The 16,713-nt window shown below is 61.0% G+C and carries 13 protein-coding genes; 7 read left to right on the top strand and 6 right to left on the bottom strand.

Going from position 1 to position 16,713, the window contains the following annotated elements; genetic code table 11:
- Nucleotides 1–31 precede the first annotated feature (31 nt).
- Both AC07N4_RS14585 and AC07N4_RS14580 read right to left on the bottom strand, forming a co-directional pair.
- Nucleotides 32–1,576, bottom strand: coding sequence for an NCS1 family nucleobase:cation symporter-1 (locus AC07N4_RS14585; RefSeq protein WP_493066315.1), 1,545 nt, complete (start codon nt 1,574–1,576; stop codon nt 32–34).
- 478 nt (nt 1,577–2,054) lie between these two features.
- Entirely contained in the window at nt 2,055–2,789 is a 735-nt protein-coding gene (locus tag AC07N4_RS14580; RefSeq protein ID WP_085711886.1) for a phosphoadenylyl-sulfate reductase, read from the bottom strand.
- 162 nt (nt 2,790–2,951) lie between these two features.
- Here AC07N4_RS14580 and thrH point away from each other — a divergent pair, with 162 nt between their 5' ends.
- The gene (thrH, locus tag AC07N4_RS14575; RefSeq protein ID WP_096822532.1) at nt 2,952–3,569 is read left to right on the top strand and encodes a bifunctional phosphoserine phosphatase/homoserine phosphotransferase ThrH; all 618 of its coding nucleotides are present in this window, start codon (nt 2,952–2,954) and stop codon (nt 3,567–3,569) included.
- 41 nt (nt 3,570–3,610) lie between these two features.
- On the opposite strand, the gene pabB is transcribed toward thrH, so the two are convergent.
- The 4 genes from pabB to rloA form a co-directional block, all read right to left on the bottom strand.
- Complete coding sequence (pabB, locus tag AC07N4_RS14570) at nt 3,611–4,954, bottom strand: aminodeoxychorismate synthase component I (RefSeq protein WP_493066314.1); 1,344 nt, start codon at nt 4,952–4,954, stop codon at nt 3,611–3,613.
- Between the two features lie 108 nt (nt 4,955–5,062).
- Nucleotides 5,063–6,049: an alpha-L-glutamate ligase-like protein gene (locus AC07N4_RS14565; RefSeq protein ID WP_096822530.1), complete on the bottom strand. Its 987-nt coding sequence runs from the start codon at nt 6,047–6,049 to the stop codon at nt 5,063–5,065.
- Nucleotides 6,049–7,584: an osmotic stress tolerance membrane protein RloB gene (gene rloB, locus AC07N4_RS14560; protein WP_096822529.1), complete on the bottom strand. Its 1,536-nt coding sequence runs from the start codon at nt 7,582–7,584 to the stop codon at nt 6,049–6,051. Before rloB ends, AC07N4_RS14565 begins: the two co-directional genes overlap by 1 nt.
- A gap of 5 nt (nt 7,585–7,589) precedes the next feature.
- The gene (gene rloA, locus AC07N4_RS14555) at nt 7,590–8,126 is read right to left on the bottom strand and encodes a retropepsin-like aspartic peptidase RloA (protein ID WP_096822528.1); all 537 of its coding nucleotides are present in this window, start codon (nt 8,124–8,126) and stop codon (nt 7,590–7,592) included.
- 298 nt (nt 8,127–8,424) lie between these two features.
- Between rloA and AC07N4_RS14550 the strand changes: the two genes are divergently transcribed.
- The 6 genes from AC07N4_RS14550 to prpD all read left to right on the top strand — a co-directional run bounded on the left by AC07N4_RS14550 (nt 8,425) and on the right by prpD (nt 16,709).
- A complete protein-coding gene (locus AC07N4_RS14550; RefSeq protein ID WP_169432611.1) occupies nt 8,425–9,147 on the top strand; it encodes a GntR family transcriptional regulator in 723 nt (240 codons plus the stop codon).
- Nucleotides 9,144–10,034 (top strand): methylisocitrate lyase, encoded by an 891-nt coding sequence (gene prpB / locus AC07N4_RS14545; protein WP_493066313.1) that lies wholly within the window; start codon nt 9,144–9,146, stop codon nt 10,032–10,034. The genes AC07N4_RS14550 and prpB overlap by 4 nt, the downstream gene beginning before the upstream one ends.
- A 43-nt stretch (nt 10,035–10,077) precedes the next feature.
- A complete protein-coding gene (gene prpC, locus AC07N4_RS14540; protein WP_102622615.1) occupies nt 10,078–11,205 on the top strand; it encodes a bifunctional 2-methylcitrate synthase/citrate synthase in 1,128 nt (375 codons plus the stop codon).
- 61 nt (nt 11,206–11,266) lie between these two features.
- The gene (gene acnD, locus AC07N4_RS14535) at nt 11,267–13,861 is read left to right on the top strand and encodes a Fe/S-dependent 2-methylisocitrate dehydratase AcnD (RefSeq protein WP_273539071.1); all 2,595 of its coding nucleotides are present in this window, start codon (nt 11,267–11,269) and stop codon (nt 13,859–13,861) included.
- 54 nt (nt 13,862–13,915) lie between these two features.
- Nucleotides 13,916–15,106, top strand: coding sequence for a 2-methylaconitate cis-trans isomerase PrpF (gene prpF, locus AC07N4_RS14530; protein ID WP_102622613.1), 1,191 nt, complete (start codon nt 13,916–13,918; stop codon nt 15,104–15,106).
- A gap of 118 nt (nt 15,107–15,224) precedes the next feature.
- Nucleotides 15,225–16,709: a 2-methylcitrate dehydratase gene (gene prpD / locus AC07N4_RS14525; RefSeq protein WP_493066312.1), complete on the top strand. Its 1,485-nt coding sequence runs from the start codon at nt 15,225–15,227 to the stop codon at nt 16,707–16,709.
- Nucleotides 16,710–16,713: the final 4 nt, after the last annotated feature.

The following is a 16,713-nucleotide window of genomic DNA, read 5'->3' as shown; positions in this document are numbered from 1 at the left end:
TCTGCGGCCCCGCGAAGGGCCGCCAAAAGTTTCAGTGACTGACGTTTTCGACGGCGATGGCTTCACCGTCCACATCGGCGTAGTGCGGTTGGCGTTTGGCGATGATCAGGTAGAGCATTCCGGCGATCCCGGCACCGATCAGCCAGGAGAAGGGCGAAACGCTGTGGAAGCCCGGCACCAGCGCCAGGACGATGGCGATCAGCGCGGCCGGAATGAACGCTGCCACCGCCCGCAGATTGACCCCGCGGCTGTAGTAATACGCGCCGTTCGGGTCTTCGCTGTACAGCTGCGGCACGTGGATCCGGCCTTTGCGGATCAGCCAGTAGTCGACCATGATCACGCCGTACAGCGGGCCGAGCAGGGCGCCGAGGCCGGACAGGAAGTACACGATCACCAGCGGGCTGTTGTAGAGATTCCACGGCAGGATCAGCACGGCAATCGTTGCGCTGATCAGCCCGGCGCGGCGGAAAGTCAGGTACTTCGGCGCCAGATTGCTGAGCACGAAGGCCGGGGCGACGAAGTTGGCCATGATGTTCACCGCCACGGTGACGATCAGGAACGCCAGGCAGCCGAGCACCAGAAAGAACGTGTTGGGGATCGAGGCGATGATTTCGGTCGGGCTTTCGATGATCCGGCCGTTGATCTGAAATTGTGCACCGCACAGCAGGACGGTGATCCCGGCGAACACCAGAATATTCACCGGCAGGCCCCAGAAGTTTCCGACCTTGATGGTTTTGCGGCACGGCGAAGAACGGGCGAAGTCGCAGAAATTGAGGATCAGCGTGCCGTAGATCGCCAGCCACAAAGCGCCGCCGGCAAAGATATTGCGCCACATCTCGCCGCCGGTCAGCGGTTCGCGGATCGACCAGGCAATGGTCGCGTTGGCCTGGGTGTACATCCACGCGGCGAGGCAGGCGACGGTCAGCAGAATCACCGGCCCGGCGAACGCTTCGTAGCGACGAACCATCTCCATGCCGTAGGCCAGAATCCCCAACTGCACGAACCAGATTGCCACGAAACACACCCAGCCCAGGCTCGACAGGCCGAGGATCGAGTTGTGGTCGTAGTCGGTGAAACCGGGGTGAACTGCCGTGAGCAACACGCGAAACACCACGGACGCCAGGTACGTCTGAATCCCGAACCAGGCGATGGCGATAATTGCCCGGATCAACGCAGGAATCTGCGCCCCGTGGATACCGAAACTGATCCGGCTGATGACCGGAAACGGTACCCCGGTTTTCTGCCCCATGTAACCGGACAGGTTCATGAAGAAATACACCAGCGCCGCGCCGATCCCCAGCGACAGCAGAATCTGCCAGCCGCCCAGACCCAGGGCGTAAAGGCCGATGGCAAACGAGTAGTTGGCGATGTTGTGCACATCGTTGGTCCACAGGGCAAAAATGCTGTATTTGCCCCAACGCCGTCCTTCGACCTTGGTCGGTGCGAGGTCACTGTTGTGCAGACGCGGGCTCAATTGCAGCGGTTCGGCGATGCCATCACCGGGCACGGTGTGATCGAGGGTTGAGGAGGAGGGCAGATTCAGCGCGATGTTGTTGTTCGAGAGACTCGTACGCATTCCGGCAGGCTCCTGATGTTCGGGCCGCGATGACTGTGCATGAGCGCTCTGGCTCGGCAGATCTTCGTCGCGGCGGTGAAACATCACAGGTTAGGGGCATCTGCAGCCTGTACGGGATAGGGCGCTTCAGGCTTGCGGATCAAAAGTGTGGGTTCATGTTTCGCAGTTTTGTATACAAAACATGTATGCACTAAAGCCAGATCTGTGCCAGTCAGCGATCTATGAAAATCGCCGTTGATTTCGAATAGTTATTGAATGGCGCTAAGTCGCTGAAATTCAGGCGATATAAATTGACCGTTTGAACAGGTATTTATTTTTCGGAAGGGATTTTGGCGGACGCCGGAAGGGATCGCTTTGGGAGCGGGATGTAACTTTTCAGGGCGCAGAAATGAAAAGTGCACACATAAATGGCACCGATGGTGACATTCGTGTGTACACATTTTTCATGTCTGGCAGAGACAACTGTGGGTCGAACGGTTTATGCCTTGCTGATGATATTCCCGGCATGCAACCCGCATTCTTTCTGGGTCGCTTCTTCCCACCACCAGCGGCCTTCGCGCTCGTGCTGGTTTGGCAGCACAGGGCGGGTGCACGGTTCGCAGCCGATGCTGATGAAACCGCGCTCATGCAGGCTGTTGTACGGCAGCTCCAGCATGCGGATGTAGCCCCAGATTTCCTCGCTGGTCATCTGCGCCAGCGGGTTGAACTTGTACAGGGTGCGCTCCGGGGTGGAGAACGCGCTGTCGATTTCCATTACCGCGACCGCGCTGCGGGTGCCAGGGCTCTGGTCACGGCGCTGGCCGGTGGCCCAGGCTTTGACACCGGACAGTTTGCGGCGCAGCGGCTCGATCTTGCGGATGCCGCAGCACTCGCCATGGCCGTCCTTGTAGAAACTGAACAGGCCTTTTTCCTTCACGAACGGTTCGAGTTTCGTGTAGTCCGGCGAGACCAGTTCGATGTCGATCTTGTAGTGCTCGCGCACCTGATCGATGAATCGGTAGGTTTCCGGGTGCAGACGGCCGGTGTCGAGACTGAACACCTTGACGTTCTTGTTCAGCTTCCAGGCCATGTCCACCAGCACCACATCCTCGGCGCCGCTGAAAGATATCCACAGGTCATCACCGAACTCGGCGAACGCGAGCTTGAGGATGTCCTGCGCGGATTTGTTGGCATAGGTCGTGGCGAGTTCCACGACGTCGAACGTTGGGCTCATCAGGGCGGCTTCCTACAGGTCGGTGGCGCTGGGCGCTCTATATGGCGGCGATGTTAACAAAAAGCGGCGCAGGCCGGGGGCCACTCTGCGTTGCGTGGCCCGGAACGAGCCGCTAGAGTTCGGGCTCGCTCGACTCAATAAACATTACAAACGGAGTGTCCTGTGGAAATTGCCTGTCTTGATCTTGAAGGGGTGCTGGTACCGGAAATCTGGATCGCCTTCGCCGAAAAAACCGGAATCGAATCGCTCAAGGCCACCACCCGGGACATTCCCGACTACGACGTGCTGATGAAACAGCGCCTGCGCATCCTCGACGAGCATGGCCTCAAGCTTTCAGACATTCAGGAAGTGATCGCCACCCTCAAGCCGCTGGACGGTGCGGTGGAGTTCGTCAACTGGCTGCGCGAGCGGTTTCAGGTGGTGATTCTGTCGGACACGTTTTATGAGTTTTCCCAGCCGCTGATGCGTCAACTGGGCTTCCCGACCTTGCTCTGCCACCGTCTGATTACTGACGAAAGCGGGCGGGTGACGAGCTATCAGTTGCGTCAGAAAGATCCGAAACGTCAGTCGGTCCTGGCCTTCAAAAGCTTGTATTACCGGGTGATTGCGGCGGGGGATTCCTACAACGACACCAGCATGCTGGGCGAAGCGGATGCGGGGATTCTGTTCCATGCGCCGGATAACGTGATTCGGGAATTCCCGCAGTTTCCGGCGGTGCACAGCTTTGGTGAATTGAAGCAGGAGTTTCTCAAGGCTTCGAATCGCGACTTGAGCCTGTAAGTCATACTGTGGCGAGGGCGCAACCACCCTCGCCGCAAGCGTCAGAGGTTCTGCAAGGTTTCGAGCAGGACCCTGACCTTGGTGATCGACTCCTGATACTCCGCCTCCCAATCCGAGTCGGCCACAATCCCGCCACCGCCCCAGCAACACACCTGCCCATCCTTCACCAGCAGACTGCGAATGGCGATGGAACTGTCCATCTCGCCGCGCACATCCAGGTACAGCAACGAGCCGCAATACAAACCGCGTCGGGTCGGTTCCAGTTCGTCGATGATCTGCATCGCACGGATCTTCGGCGCTCCGGTGATCGAGCCGCCGGGGAAGCTGCCGGCAATCAGGTCCAGGGCATCGCGATCATCCGCCAGTTCGCCGGTCACGCTGCTGACCAGGTGATGCACGTTCGGATAACTTTCCAGGCTGAACAACTCCGGCACTCGCACGGAACCGATGCGGCAAGTGCGGCCGAGATCGTTGCGCAGCAGGTCGACGATCATCAGGTTTTCCGCGCGATCTTTGGGGCTGGCCAGCAGTTCGGCGGCGTTGGCGGCGTCTTCGGCCGGGGTCGCGCCGCGGGGGCGGGTGCCCTTGATCGGGCGGGTTTCCACCTGACGCTGGCTGACTTTGACGAAGCGCTCGGGTGACAGGCTTAGTACTGCGTTACCGTCAGGCAGGCTCTGGAATCCGGAAAACGGTGTCGGGCAGGCCTCGCGCAATTTGCAGTAGGCCAGCCATGGATCGCCCTGGCACGGCGCGCGGAAACGCTGGGCGAAATTGACCTGATAGCAGTCACCGGCCTGGATGTATTGATGAATGCGTTCGAGTGCTTGGCGGTATTCATCGGCCGAGAGGTCGGCTGCCATCGGGCTGTTCAGCTTGAACGGGGTCAGCTTGCCGACTGCCGGTTGGCTGAACACATCGATCAGGCGTTGTTTTTCGCTAACGCTGACCGACGGGTGAAACACCAGCTGGCTGGTGGCCTTGTGGTGATCACTGATTAAAGCCCAGTCGTACAGACCAAAACGCGCATCCGGCAGTTGCAGATCATCCAGCGCCTGACTCGGCATGTTTTCCAGATGCCGGCCGAAGTCGTAGCTCAGGTAACCGATCAATCCACCGGCGAACGGCAGTTCATAGGCGTCAGGCAATTGCGCGTCGCCCAACCGCGTCAGATTATCCCGCAGGCGTTGCAGGAAACTCTCGCCGCGCTCGTCCGGCAACACCGCCAGTTGTTCCAGCGGCCAGGCGCTGAGCAGGTCATAACGGCCACGGTCGGCACTTGGCCGGCCACTGTCGAGCAGCACGGCGCCGGGCGCATGGCGGACGGCCGCGAAATAGTCGGCGGGGTTGGCGCGGTAGGGCAGCGGGTGTACGGAACAGGTCAACATGGGCGGGGCAGATCGGCCATCGAGGCGGGGTGGGGATTGTAGTCCCCTCGGGGAATTGCTCCTAGAGGGGATGTCGGGGATTGGCAGATCAGAGGCCGGTAACGCGACTCAGCCCTCGACCGCCGGAATATGCCCAAACAACTCCTGAGCAAACGCCACGCGCTCTTCAACCGTTTCAGTCACGCCACGTGCCTTGAGGTCTTCCAGATGCGCTTCCACCGCATGGGTGCGCGAGGTCAGGCCGCAGTCGTTGGCAATCTGGATATTCAGCCCCGGTCGCGCATTCAGCTCGAGAATCAGCGGGCCTTTCTCCTGGTCCAGCACCATGTCCACGCCGATGTAACCCAGGCCGCACAACTCATAGCAACCGGCCGCGAGCCTCATGAAACCGTCCCAGTAGGGCAGTTGCACGCCGTCCACCGCGTTGGTGGTGTCCGGGTGTTTGGCGATGATGTTGTTCAGCCAGGTGCCGCGCAGGGTCAGACCGGTCGCCAGGTCGACCCCGACGCCGATGGCGCCCTGGTGCAGGTTGGCCTTGCCGCCGGACTGACGGGTCGGCAGGCGCAGCATGGCCATCACCGGGTAGCCCATCAGCACGATGATGCGGATGTCCGGCACGCCTTCGTAGCTGATGCTCTTGAAGATCTGGTCCGGGGTCACCCGGTATTCGATCAGCGCCCGGTCGCGGTGGCCGCCCAGCGAATACAGGCCGGTGAGGATGCTGGATATATGGTGCTCCAGCTCTTCGTGAGTGAGGATCTTGCCCGATACCGTGCGATAGCGACCCTCGAAACGGTCAGCGATGACGATGATGCCGTCACCGCCGGCGCCCTGGGCCGGCTTGATCACGAAATCGCTGCGCCCGCCGATGATCTCGTCGAGATTGTCGATTTCCTTCTCCGTGGAAATCACGCCATACAGTTCCGGCACATGAATGCCGGCCTTGATCGCGCGTTCCTTGGTGATGATCTTGTCATCGACGATCGGGTACAGGCTGCGCTTGTTGTACTTGAGCACGTAGTCCGCGTTACGCCGATTGATGCCCATGATGCCCCGGGCTTCCAGGGCCTTCCAGGTCTTCCAGAAACCGAACATCAGGCGTCAGCCTTCTTCAGGAAAGCCTTGAAGCGCACCAGTTCGGTCAGGCGATAACCGCGATAGCGACCCATGGCCAGCATGAAGCCCACCAGGATCAGCAGGATCGCCGGGAAGGTGAACACGAAGTACACCAGCTCCGGAACGGTCATGATCAGGTGCGCCAGGGACGCCGCGAACAGCGTGCCGATCGCCACTTTCAAGGCATGGCTGGCGCCGCGTTCTTCCCAGGTGATCGACAGGCGTTCGATGGTCATGGTCAGAATCACCATCGGGAACAGCGCCACCGACAGGCCGCGTTCCAGGCCGAGCTTGTGACTGAACAGGCTGATCGCCGCGATCAGCACCACCACGAACGTCAACACCACCGACAGACGCGGCAGCATTTGCAACTTCAGGTGTTCCAGATACGAACGCAGCGACAGGCCCAGCGCCGTAATCACGGTAAACAGCAGGATGCCGAAGCCCAGCTGTGTTTCGCGGAAGGCCAGGGCGATCAGCACCGGAGTGAACGTGCCGAGGGTCTGCAGGCCGATCAGGTTGCGCAGGATCAGGATCACCAGCACGCCGATCGGGATCATCACCATGATCATGAACGTCTGCTGGGTTTGCAGCGGCAGGCCGTACAGCGAGTATTCGAGGAAGTTGGCGTCGGTGTTTTCGTCAGTCAGCTTGGCCAGACGAATCGCGTTCATCTCGCTGTTGTTCAGGCTGAAGGTCACGTTGGCTTTCTTGCCGCCGTCGACGGTGATCAGGTTTTCATCGCCGCTCCACCACAGCAGGCGGTCGGTCGGCAGGCCTTGTTCGCCGGTTTCCGGGTTGAAGTACAGCCAGTCGGTGCCATTGAAGCTGCGCAGCCACAGTTCAGGGGTTTGCGGCTGATCGGCGACGAGGCGGATGGTGTGGACCTTTTCCACCGGCACGTGGGCGATGGACAGCAGCAGTTCAACGATTTTCGCCTTGTGCGGCGTCGACGGATCGCCCGCCAGCAGCAGTTTCACGTTGTCGTCGTTGACGTTGTTGACGCGTTTGATTGCCTCGCCAATAAAGGTTTCGACGTCGGCCGAGTGTTGGCGGATCGGCGCAAGCAGGGCTTCGGCGGCGATTTTTTCCGGGCCTTCGATAGCGATGCTGTCGCGGAAGGTCGGGCCTTTGATCTTGGTTTTTTCAGCGGTGTAGCGCTTGGTCAGCACCAGACGGTAATAAAGGGTCTGGTTGCCCTTGGCCCGGCGTGCCGACCACGTGACCTTGCGGTTGCCGTCGACACGGTTGACCGCCACGCCGTAGTTGTTGGAGATAAAGCTTTCATTGAGGCTGACGTAATCGCGGCTCAGGGGCGGCACGAACATCTGGATCTTCACCGGATCCTTGGTGCTGGCGACGAACTCGACCTTGGCGTCGATGTTCCACAAGTCGTCGGTGGCGTCTTCGGTCACCGGGATGCCGAGCACGAAAATCTGATAGGCCGTAACCGAAACGCCCAGGAGCACCAGAATGGTGATCAGGATTTTCAGGTGGAAGGTTAGAGAACGCATGGAAATTACTCGGCGGTATGAGCGGCGATGGCGCAGGCGGGTTTGCCGGCAGCGTATTTAAGACTGGGATCGACCAGCGCATCGAAGCGTTTCAGCGCCTCGGAGCCGATCAAAAGCGGGTATTGGAACGCACTGCGGTCGGTCAGGTTCACTTCGATGCTGCGCATTGCCGTACCCATGCAGATATCCAGCTCGATCACCGGGCGGGCGGTGTACTTCTTGCCTTCTTCCGGGTCGTAGTCGCCGGCGCGGCGCTTGATCTTGCTGACCCGGGCCAGCGGCCGTTCGATCGGGTGCGAATGCGCGGCGTCGATGGCCAGGTAGAAACGCACCCAGGACTCGCCGTTGCGCTTGAAGCGTTTGATGTCGCGAGCGCTCAGGGAGGCGGTTTTCGCCCCGGTGTCGAGTTTGGCCGCCACTTCCAGGTTGATCCCGTCGAGGGCGGCGTATTCGTTGAGGCCGTACACAGTCTTTTCCCCCGCCACAGCCAGGCTGGGCAGGCAAAACAGATAGAAAAAGGTGGGGAAGGGCTTGAGTCTCATAAATCCTGGCGAGCAGCGGTCCGTTCTCGGTTCAGGGCCACGGCGTCAGGAGATCCTGTCTGCGCGCGCCTTCGTGTGCCTATCAGCTTTTTATGACAAGCCGTGCAAGTGACCAGCAAATGCGGGCGGCATTCTAGCACGGTGGTTTTATGGCGCCAGCGCCCGAGCGGGTCTATAACCCTTGGGGTTGATGCTGAGGGTTATTAGACGATTGTCGACAATATCCATTTATCCTTTGACTGATGAAGGCTGATTCGCTAGTTTTTGCCGCATTGGTTTTCAAGGTGTCGACAATATGCTGGATCAACTCGATCCCCCGGTCATCAGCGGCGACGATTCGGAAACCCTGTCCGAAAACGTCTTCCGACGTATCCAGGCCGCCATCGTCAAAGGCGAGATCGCCCCGGGCAGCAAGATCTCCGAGCCGGAACTGGCGCGCACCTACGGCATCAGTCGCGGGCCGCTGCGCGAGGCGATTCACCGGCTCGAAGGCCAGCGCCTGCTGGTGCGCGTGCCGCACGTCGGTGCGCGGGTGGTGTCGCTGAGCCACGCCGAACTGCTCGAACTCTACGAAATCCGCGAATCCCTCGAAGGCATGGCCTGCCGTCTGGCGGCTGAACGCATGAGCGTCGAAGAAATCGACGAACTGCGCCGGGTGCTGGAAACCCACGAACGCGATGCCGCATTCCAGGCCGGCGTCGGCTACTACCAGCAGGAAGGCGATTTCGACTTTCATTACCGGATCATCCAGGGCAGCGGCAACCGCACCCTGACCCAGATGCTCTGCGGCGAGCTCTATCAACTGGTGCGCATGTACCGCATTCAGTTTTCCACCACGCCCAACCGCCCACGCCAGGCCTTTGCCGAACACCACCGGATTCTCGATGCCATCGCCGACCGTGACGGCGAACTCGCGGAATTGTTGATGCGCCGCCACATCGGCGCCTCGAAACGCAACATCGCCCGTCATTACCAGGACGGCGCCGACAATAAGACAGCCACTGAACGAGGTGAGTCATGAGTTCCAACAAGAGCACTCCAGGCCAGCGTTTCCGCGATGCGGTCGCCAGCGAACATCCGCTGCAAGTGGTCGGCGCGATCAACGCCAACCACGCGCTGCTGGCCAAGCGCGTCGGCTTCAAGGCGATCTACCTGTCGGGTGGCGGGGTGGCCGCCGGCTCCCTCGGTGTGCCGGACCTGGGCATCACCGGCCTGGATGACGTGCTGACCGACGTGCGCCGCATCACCGATGTCTGCGACCTGCCGCTGCTGGTGGACGTGGACACCGGTTTCGGCGCCTCGGCGTTCAACGTGGCCCGCACCGTGAAGTCGATGATCAAGTTCGGCGCCGCGGCGATCCACATCGAAGACCAGGTCGGCGCCAAGCGCTGCGGCCACCGTCCGAACAAAGAGATCGTCACCCAGCAGGAAATGGTCGACCGCATCAAGGCTGCCGTCGATGCCCGCACCGACGACAGCTTCGTGATCATGGCCCGTACCGATGCGCTGGCCGTTGAAGGTCTGGAGTCGGCACTGGATCGCGCCGCTGCGTGCATCGAGGCCGGCGCCGACATGATCTTCCCGGAAGCCATCACGGAACTGGACATGTACAAGCTGTTCGCCAACCGCGTGAAAGCGCCGATCCTGGCCAACATCACCGAGTTCGGCTCGACGCCGCTGTACACCACCGAGCAGTTGGCCGGTGCCGATGTGTCGCTGGTGCTGTACCCGCTGTCGGCGTTCCGCGCGATGAACAAGGCCGCGGAAAACGTCTACACCGCGATCCGCCGCGACGGCACCCAGCAGAATGTCATCGACACCATGCAGACTCGCATGGAGCTCTACGATCGCATCGATTACCACACCTTCGAGCAGAAGCTCGACGCGTTGTTTGCGGCGAAGAAGTAAGCCGCAACCGTACTCCCTAACAAATTCAAGATTGGAGACAACAATGGCCGAAGCAAAAGTACTCAGTGGCGCCGGGCTCCGGGGCCAGGTTGCCGGGCAAACCGCACTGTCCACCGTGGGCCAGGCCGGTGCCGGGCTGACCTATCGCGGCTACGACGTGCGCGAACTGGCGGCAGACGCACAATTTGAAGAAGTCGCGTACCTGCTGCTCTACGGAGAACTGCCGACCAAGGCACAACTCGCTGACTACCAGAGCAAACTGAGCAAGCTGCGCGACCTGCCGCAAGCGCTGAAAGAAGTGCTGGAACGCATCCCCGCCGATGCCCATCCGATGGACGTGATGCGCACCGGTTGCTCGTTCCTGGGCAACATCGAGCCGGAGAAAGACTTCTCCGAACAACGCGACAAGACCGACCGCCTGCTGGCCGCGTTCCCGGCGATCATGTGCTACTGGTATCGCTTCAGCCACAACGGCAAACGCATCAACTGCGTGACGGACGAGCCGTCCATCGGCGGTCACTTCCTGCATCTGCTGCACGACAAGAAGCCGAGCGAGCTGCACGTCAAGGTGATGAACGTGTCGCTGATCCTCTACGCGGAGCACGAATTCAACGCCTCGACCTTCACCGCTCGGGTGTGCGCTTCGACCCTGTCCGACCTGTATTCCTGCGTCACGGCGGCCATCGGTTCGCTGCGCGGCCCGCTGCACGGCGGTGCCAACGAAGCGGCGATGGAAATGATCGAGCGCTTCTCGTCGCCGGAAGAGGCGATCAAAGGCACCCTCGGCATGCTCGAGCGCAAGGACAAGATCATGGGCTTCGGCCACGCGATCTATAAGGACAGCGATCCGCGCAACGAGGTGATCAAGGGCTGGTCGAAAAAACTCGCCGACGAAGTGGGCGACAAGGTGTTGTTCGCGGTCTCGGAAGCCATCGACAAGACCATGTGGGAACAGAAGAAACTCTTCCCCAACGCCGACTTCTACCATGCCTCGGCGTACCACTTCATGGGCATCCCGACCAAGCTGTTCACCCCGATCTTCGTCTGCTCGCGCCTGACCGGTTGGGCGGCGCACGTGTTCGAACAGCGCGCCAACAACCGCATCATCCGTCCAAGCGCCGAGTACGTCGGCGTCGAACAGCGCAAGTTCGTGCCAATCGAACAGCGCTGACCGGGGAGGGCGCCGGTACAGGCGCCCCCTCTTTGAAACTACCGTGACCGAGTCCTGACCGATGAACACAGAATTTCGCAAGAACCTGCCCGGCACGCCGCTGGATTTTTTCGACGTCCGTGCGGCTGTCGATGCGATCCAGCCCGGCAGCTACGACACCCTGCCGTACACCTCTCGCGTGCTGGCGGAAAACCTCGTGCGTCGCTGCGACCCGGCCACGCTCACCGATTCCCTGAAACAACTGATCGAGCGCAAACGCGACCTCGACTTCCCGTGGTTCCCGGCCCGCGTGGTGTGCCACGACATTCTTGGCCAGACCGCGCTGGTGGATCTGGCCGGCCTGCGTGACGCGATTGCCCAGCAGGGCGGCGACCCGGCGCAGGTCAACCCGGTAGTGCCGACGCAACTGATCGTCGACCACTCGCTGGCGGTGGAGGCGGGCGGTTTTGACAAGCAGGCGTTCGAGAAGAACCGCGCCATCGAAGACCGTCGCAACGAAGACCGTTTCCACTTCATCAACTGGACCAAGAAGGCGTTCAAGAACGTCGACGTGATCCCGCCGGGCAACGGCATCATGCACCAGATCAACCTGGAGAAAATGTCTCCGGTGATTCAGGTGCGTGACGGCGTGGCGTTTCCGGATACCTGCGTCGGCACCGACAGCCACACCCCGCATGTCGATGCACTGGGCGTGATTGCCATTGGTGTCGGTGGTCTCGAAGCCGAGAGCGTGATGCTCGGCCGCGCGTCGTGGATGCGCCTGCCGGAGAGCGTCGGCGTCGAACTGACCGGCAAGCTGCAACCGGGCATCACCGCCACCGACATGGTGCTGGCGTTGACCGAGTACCTGCGCAAACAGAAAGTCGTGGGTGCGTGGCTGGAGTTCTTCGGCGAAGGCGCTTCCGCGTTGACTCTCGGCGACCGCGCGACCATCTCCAACATGGCCCCGGAATACGGCGCCACGGCGGCGATGTTTTACATCGACCAGCAGACCATCGACTACCTGAAACTCACTGGTCGCGAAGACCAGCAAGTGCAGCTCGTCGAGCAATACGCCAAGCAGATCGGTCTGTGGGCTGACAGCCTGAAAGGCGCGCAATACGAGCGCGGCCTGACCTTCGATCTGTCCTCGGTAGTGCGCAACATGGCCGGCCCGAGCAACCCGCACGCCCGTGTGGCGGTGTCGGATCTGGCGGCCAAAGGCATCGCCGGTCAGTGGGAAGACGTGCCGGGGCAAATGCCCGACGGCGCGGTAATCATCGCCGCCATCACCAGCTGCACCAACACCAGCAACCCGCGCAACGTGATCGCCGCCGGCCTGCTGGCGCGCAACGCCAACAAGCTCGGGCTGACCCGCAAACCCTGGGTCAAGTCGTCGCTGGCGCCGGGCTCGAAAACCGTGGCGCTGTACCTCGATGAAGCGGGGCTGACCACGGAGCTGGAGCAACTCGGTTTCGGCGTCGTCGCGTTTGCCTGCACCACCTGTAACGGTATGTCCGGCGCGCTGGACCCGGTGATTCAACAAGAGATCATCGACCGCGACCTGTATGCGACCGCTGTGCTGTCCGGCAACCGCAACTTCGACGGCCGGATTCACCCGTACGCCAAGCAGGCGTTCCTCGCTTCGCCGCCGCTGGTGGTGGCTTACGCGATTGCCGGCACCATCCGTTTCGACATTGAAAAAGACGTGCTCGGTGTGGTCGACGGCAAGGAAATCCGTCTGAAGGACATCTGGCCGAGCGACGAAGAAATCGACGCAGTGGTGAAGTCCTCGGTCAAGCCGGAGCAGTTCCGTCAGGTCTACATTCCGATGTTCGCCATCCATGAAGACACCGGCCCGAAAGTCACGCCGCTGTACGACTGGCGCGAAATGAGCACCTACATCCGCCGTCCGCCGTACTGGGAAGGCGCGCTGGCCGGGGCACGTCCGCTCAAAGGCATGCGCCCGCTGGCGGTGTTGCCGGACAACATCACTACCGATCACCTGTCGCCGTCAAACGCGATCATGCTCGACAGCGCCGCCGGCGAATACCTGGCGAAGATGGGCCTGCCGGAAGAGGACTTCAACTCTTACGCGACCCACCGTGGCGACCACTTGACCGCGCAGCGCGCGACGTTTGCCAACCCGAAACTGTTCAACGAAATGGTCGTGGAAAACGGCAAGGTCAAACAGGGTTCGCTGGCGCGTGTGGAGCCGGAAGGCAAAGTGATGCGCATGTGGGAAGCCATCGAAACCTACATGGAGCGCAAGCAGCCGCTGATCATCATCGCCGGCGCCGACTACGGCCAGGGTTCGTCCCGGGATTGGGCGGCCAAAGGCGTGCGTCTGGCGGGTGTGGAAGCGATTGCCGCCGAAGGTTTCGAGCGCATTCACCGCACCAACCTGGTGGGCATGGGCGTGTTGCCGCTGGAGTTCAAACCGGGCACCGACCGCAAGACTCTGGGCATCGACGGCAGCGAAACCTACGACGTGATCGGCGACCGCAAGCCACGCGCTGACCTGACGCTGGTGATCCATCGCAAGAACGGCGAACGCGTCGAAGTGCCGGTGACCTGCCGCCTCGACACCGCCGAAGAAGTGTCGATCTACGAGGCCGGCGGCGTGCTGCAACGCTTCGCCCAGGACTTCCTCGAAGAGTCGGCGGTTGCCGTTTAAATCAATCGATGTGGGCATGGGACTTCAAGTCCCATGCTTTCGTTAAGGAGCACCATGGCTCACGCACCGCAAATAAAGATCCCCGCCACCTACATGCGCGGCGGCACCAGCAAAGGCGTGTTTTTCAGTCTCAAGGATCTGCCCGAAGCGGCGCAGATTCCCGGCCCAACCCGCGATGCGCTGTTGCTGCGGGTAATCGGCAGCCCCGACCCGTACGACAAACAGATCGACGGCATGGGCGGCGCCACGTCGAGCACCAGCAAAACCGTGATCCTGTCGAAAAGCATCAAGGCCGATCACGACGTCGATTACCTGTTCGGTCAGGTGTCCATTGACAAGCCATTTGTGGACTGGAGCGGCAACTGCGGCAACCTGTCGGCAGCGGTCGGTTCGTTCGCCATCAGCAACGGTCTGGTAGACGCCAGCCGCATTCCGCACAACGGTGTGGCGGTGGTTCGCGTTTGGCAGGCCAACATCGGCAAAACGATCATCGCCCACGTGCCGATCACCAATGGCGAAGTCCAGGAAACCGGTGATTTTGAACTCGACGGCGTGACCTTTCCGGCCGCCGAAGTGCAGGTCGAATTCATGGACCCGGCGGCGGAAGAAGAGGGCGGCGGTGGCTCGATGTTTCCCACCGGCAACCTGATCGATGAGCTGGAAGTGCCGGGTGTCGGTACGTTCAAGGCGACCATGATCAACGCGGGTATCCCGACGATCTTCGTCAATGCCGAAGACATCGGTTACACCGGCACCGAACTGCAGAGCGCGATCAACAGCGATCCGAAAGCCTTGCAGATGTTCGAGACCATTCGTGCCTACGGTGCGTTGCGCATGGGGCTGATTTCCAATCTGGATGAAGCGGCCAAGCGTCAGCACACGCCGAAAGTGGCCTTCGTCGCCAAACCTGCGGATTACGTGGCGTCCAGTGGCAAGGCGATAGCCGCCGGGGATGTGGATTTGTTGGTGCGGGCGTTGTCGATGGGCAAGCTGCACCACGCGATGATGGGAACGGCGGCAGTGGCGATTGGCACCGCCGCAGCGATCTCCGGCACCTTGGTAAACTTGGCGGCCGGTGGCGTAGAGCGCAATGCCGTGCGGTTCGGGCATCCGTCCGGGACGTTGCGTGTGGGGGCTGAGGCCAGCCTTGAAAACGGCGAATGGGTTGTGAAGAAAGCGATCATGAGCCGTAGTGCGCGGGTACTGATGGAAGGTTTCGTCCGCGTGCCTGGAGATTCGTTCTAACGCACAGTCGCTGAGAGCGAACCTGATCGCTCTCAGCGCTTTACGCATTTCAATAACAAGAAAAATTAGCCCTGAACCGAGGTCCCATCAACGAACCACTTTCAAGAGTGAATCGAACATGAGCGCCAACGTCGACCTGAACAACCGCCCCGACTACGACCGTGTCCTGCAGGACATTGCCGATTACGTCCTCACCTACAAGATCGAATCTGCCGAAGCCCTCGACACCGCCCGCAACTGCCTGATGGACACGCTGGGCTGCGGCCTGCTGGCTCTGCGTTTCCCCGAGTGCACCAAACACCTTGGCCCCATCATCGAAGGCACCGTCGTGCCATTCGGCGCGCGAGTCCCCGGCACCTCCTACCGCCTCGACCCGGTAAAAGCCGTGTGGGACATCGGCAGCATCGTGCGCTGGCTCGATTACAACGACACCTGGCTCGCCGCCGAATGGGGGCATCCATCGGACAACCTCGGCGGGATTCTCGCGGTGGCCGATCACCTGTCGCAGAAACGTCTGGCCAATGGCGAAGCGCCGCTGACGGTGCGCGATGTGCTTGAAGCAATGATCATGGCCCACGAGATTCAGGGCGTGATCGCGCTGGAAAACTCCTTCAACCGTGTAGGCCTCGACCACGTGATTCTGGTGAAAGTGGCTTCAACGGCGGTTGTCGCCAAACTCATGGGCGCCAATCGCGAGCAACTGTTGTCGGCGTTGTCCCATGCGTTTGCTGACGGTCAGGCGTTGCGCACTTACCGCCATGCGCCGAATGCCGGTTCACGTAAATCCTGGGCGGCAGGGGATGCGTCCAGTCGTGGTGTGCGTCTGGCGGATATCGCGATGCGTGGCGAAATGGGCATTCCCGGCGTGTTGACGGCCAAACAGTGGGGTTTCTACGACGTGCTGTTCAGCCACACCAATAACGATCTGGCGCTCAAGCCTGAAGACAAGCGTGCCTTCAGCTTCTCGCGACCCTTCGGCAGTTACGTGATGGAAAACGTGCTGTTCAAGATCAGCTTCCCCGCCGAATTCCACGCGCAAACCGCCTGCGAAGCCGCCGTGACCCTGCATCCGCAGGTGCGCAATCGTCTGCATGAAATCGATCGGATCGTCATCACCACCCACGAATCGGCGATCCGCATCATTTCCAAGGTCGGGCCGCTGGCCAATGCCGCCGACCGCGATCACTGCATCCAGTACATGACCGCCGTGCCGCTGGCGTTCGGCAATCTGGTGGCCGAGCAGTACGAGGACGATTTCCACGCGGCGCATCCGGTCATCGATGTGCTGCGCGAGAAAATGGTCATCGTCGAAGAGTCGCGTTTCACCCGTGAATACCTCGAAGCCGACAAGCGCTCGATTGCCAACGCGGTGCAGGTGTTTTTCAAGGACGGTTCCAGCACGGAGAACGTGGTGGTGGAATACCCGATCGGTCACCGTCGGCGCCGGGCCGAGGGCATTCCGTTGCTGGAGGACAAGTTCAGGGCGAACCTGGCCACGCGTTTCACCGGCCAGCGCAGCGCCGAGATCCTTGCGCTGTGCAAGGATCAGGCGCGGCTTGAGGCGACGCCGGTGAACCGTTTTGTCGACCTGTTCGTGATCTGAATCG

It is taken from the genome of Pseudomonas sp. GW821-FHT09E04, from assembly GCF_059416185.1.
The sequence above is the reverse complement of the archived record's forward strand: the minus strand, read 5'-3'. Positions and strand labels throughout refer to the sequence as shown.

Excerpts from the sequence above, each read along its gene's own strand:
- AC07N4_RS14585 (WP_493066315.1), bottom strand. The coding sequence starts at position 1,576 with ATGCGTACGAGTCTCTCGAACAACAACATCGCGCTGAATCTGCCCTCC.
- AC07N4_RS14580 (WP_085711886.1), bottom strand. The coding sequence starts at position 2,789 with ATGAGCCCAACGTTCGACGTCGTGGAACTCGCCACGACCTATGCCAAC.
- pabB (WP_493066314.1), bottom strand. The coding sequence starts at position 4,954 with ATGTTGACCTGTTCCGTACACCCGCTGCCCTACCGCGCCAACCCCGCC.
- AC07N4_RS14565 (WP_096822530.1), bottom strand. The coding sequence starts at position 6,049 with ATGTTCGGTTTCTGGAAGACCTGGAAGGCCCTGGAAGCCCGGGGCATC.
- rloB (WP_096822529.1), bottom strand. The coding sequence starts at position 7,584 with ATGCGTTCTCTAACCTTCCACCTGAAAATCCTGATCACCATTCTGGTG.
- rloA (WP_096822528.1), bottom strand. The coding sequence starts at position 8,126 with ATGAGACTCAAGCCCTTCCCCACCTTTTTCTATCTGTTTTGCCTGCCC.
- prpB (WP_493066313.1), top strand. The coding sequence starts at position 9,144 with ATGAGTTCCAACAAGAGCACTCCAGGCCAGCGTTTCCGCGATGCGGTC.
- prpC (WP_102622615.1), top strand. The coding sequence starts at position 10,078 with ATGGCCGAAGCAAAAGTACTCAGTGGCGCCGGGCTCCGGGGCCAGGTT.
- acnD (WP_273539071.1), top strand. The coding sequence starts at position 11,267 with ATGAACACAGAATTTCGCAAGAACCTGCCCGGCACGCCGCTGGATTTT.
- prpF (WP_102622613.1), top strand. The coding sequence starts at position 13,916 with ATGGCTCACGCACCGCAAATAAAGATCCCCGCCACCTACATGCGCGGC.
- prpD (WP_493066312.1), top strand. The coding sequence starts at position 15,225 with ATGAGCGCCAACGTCGACCTGAACAACCGCCCCGACTACGACCGTGTC.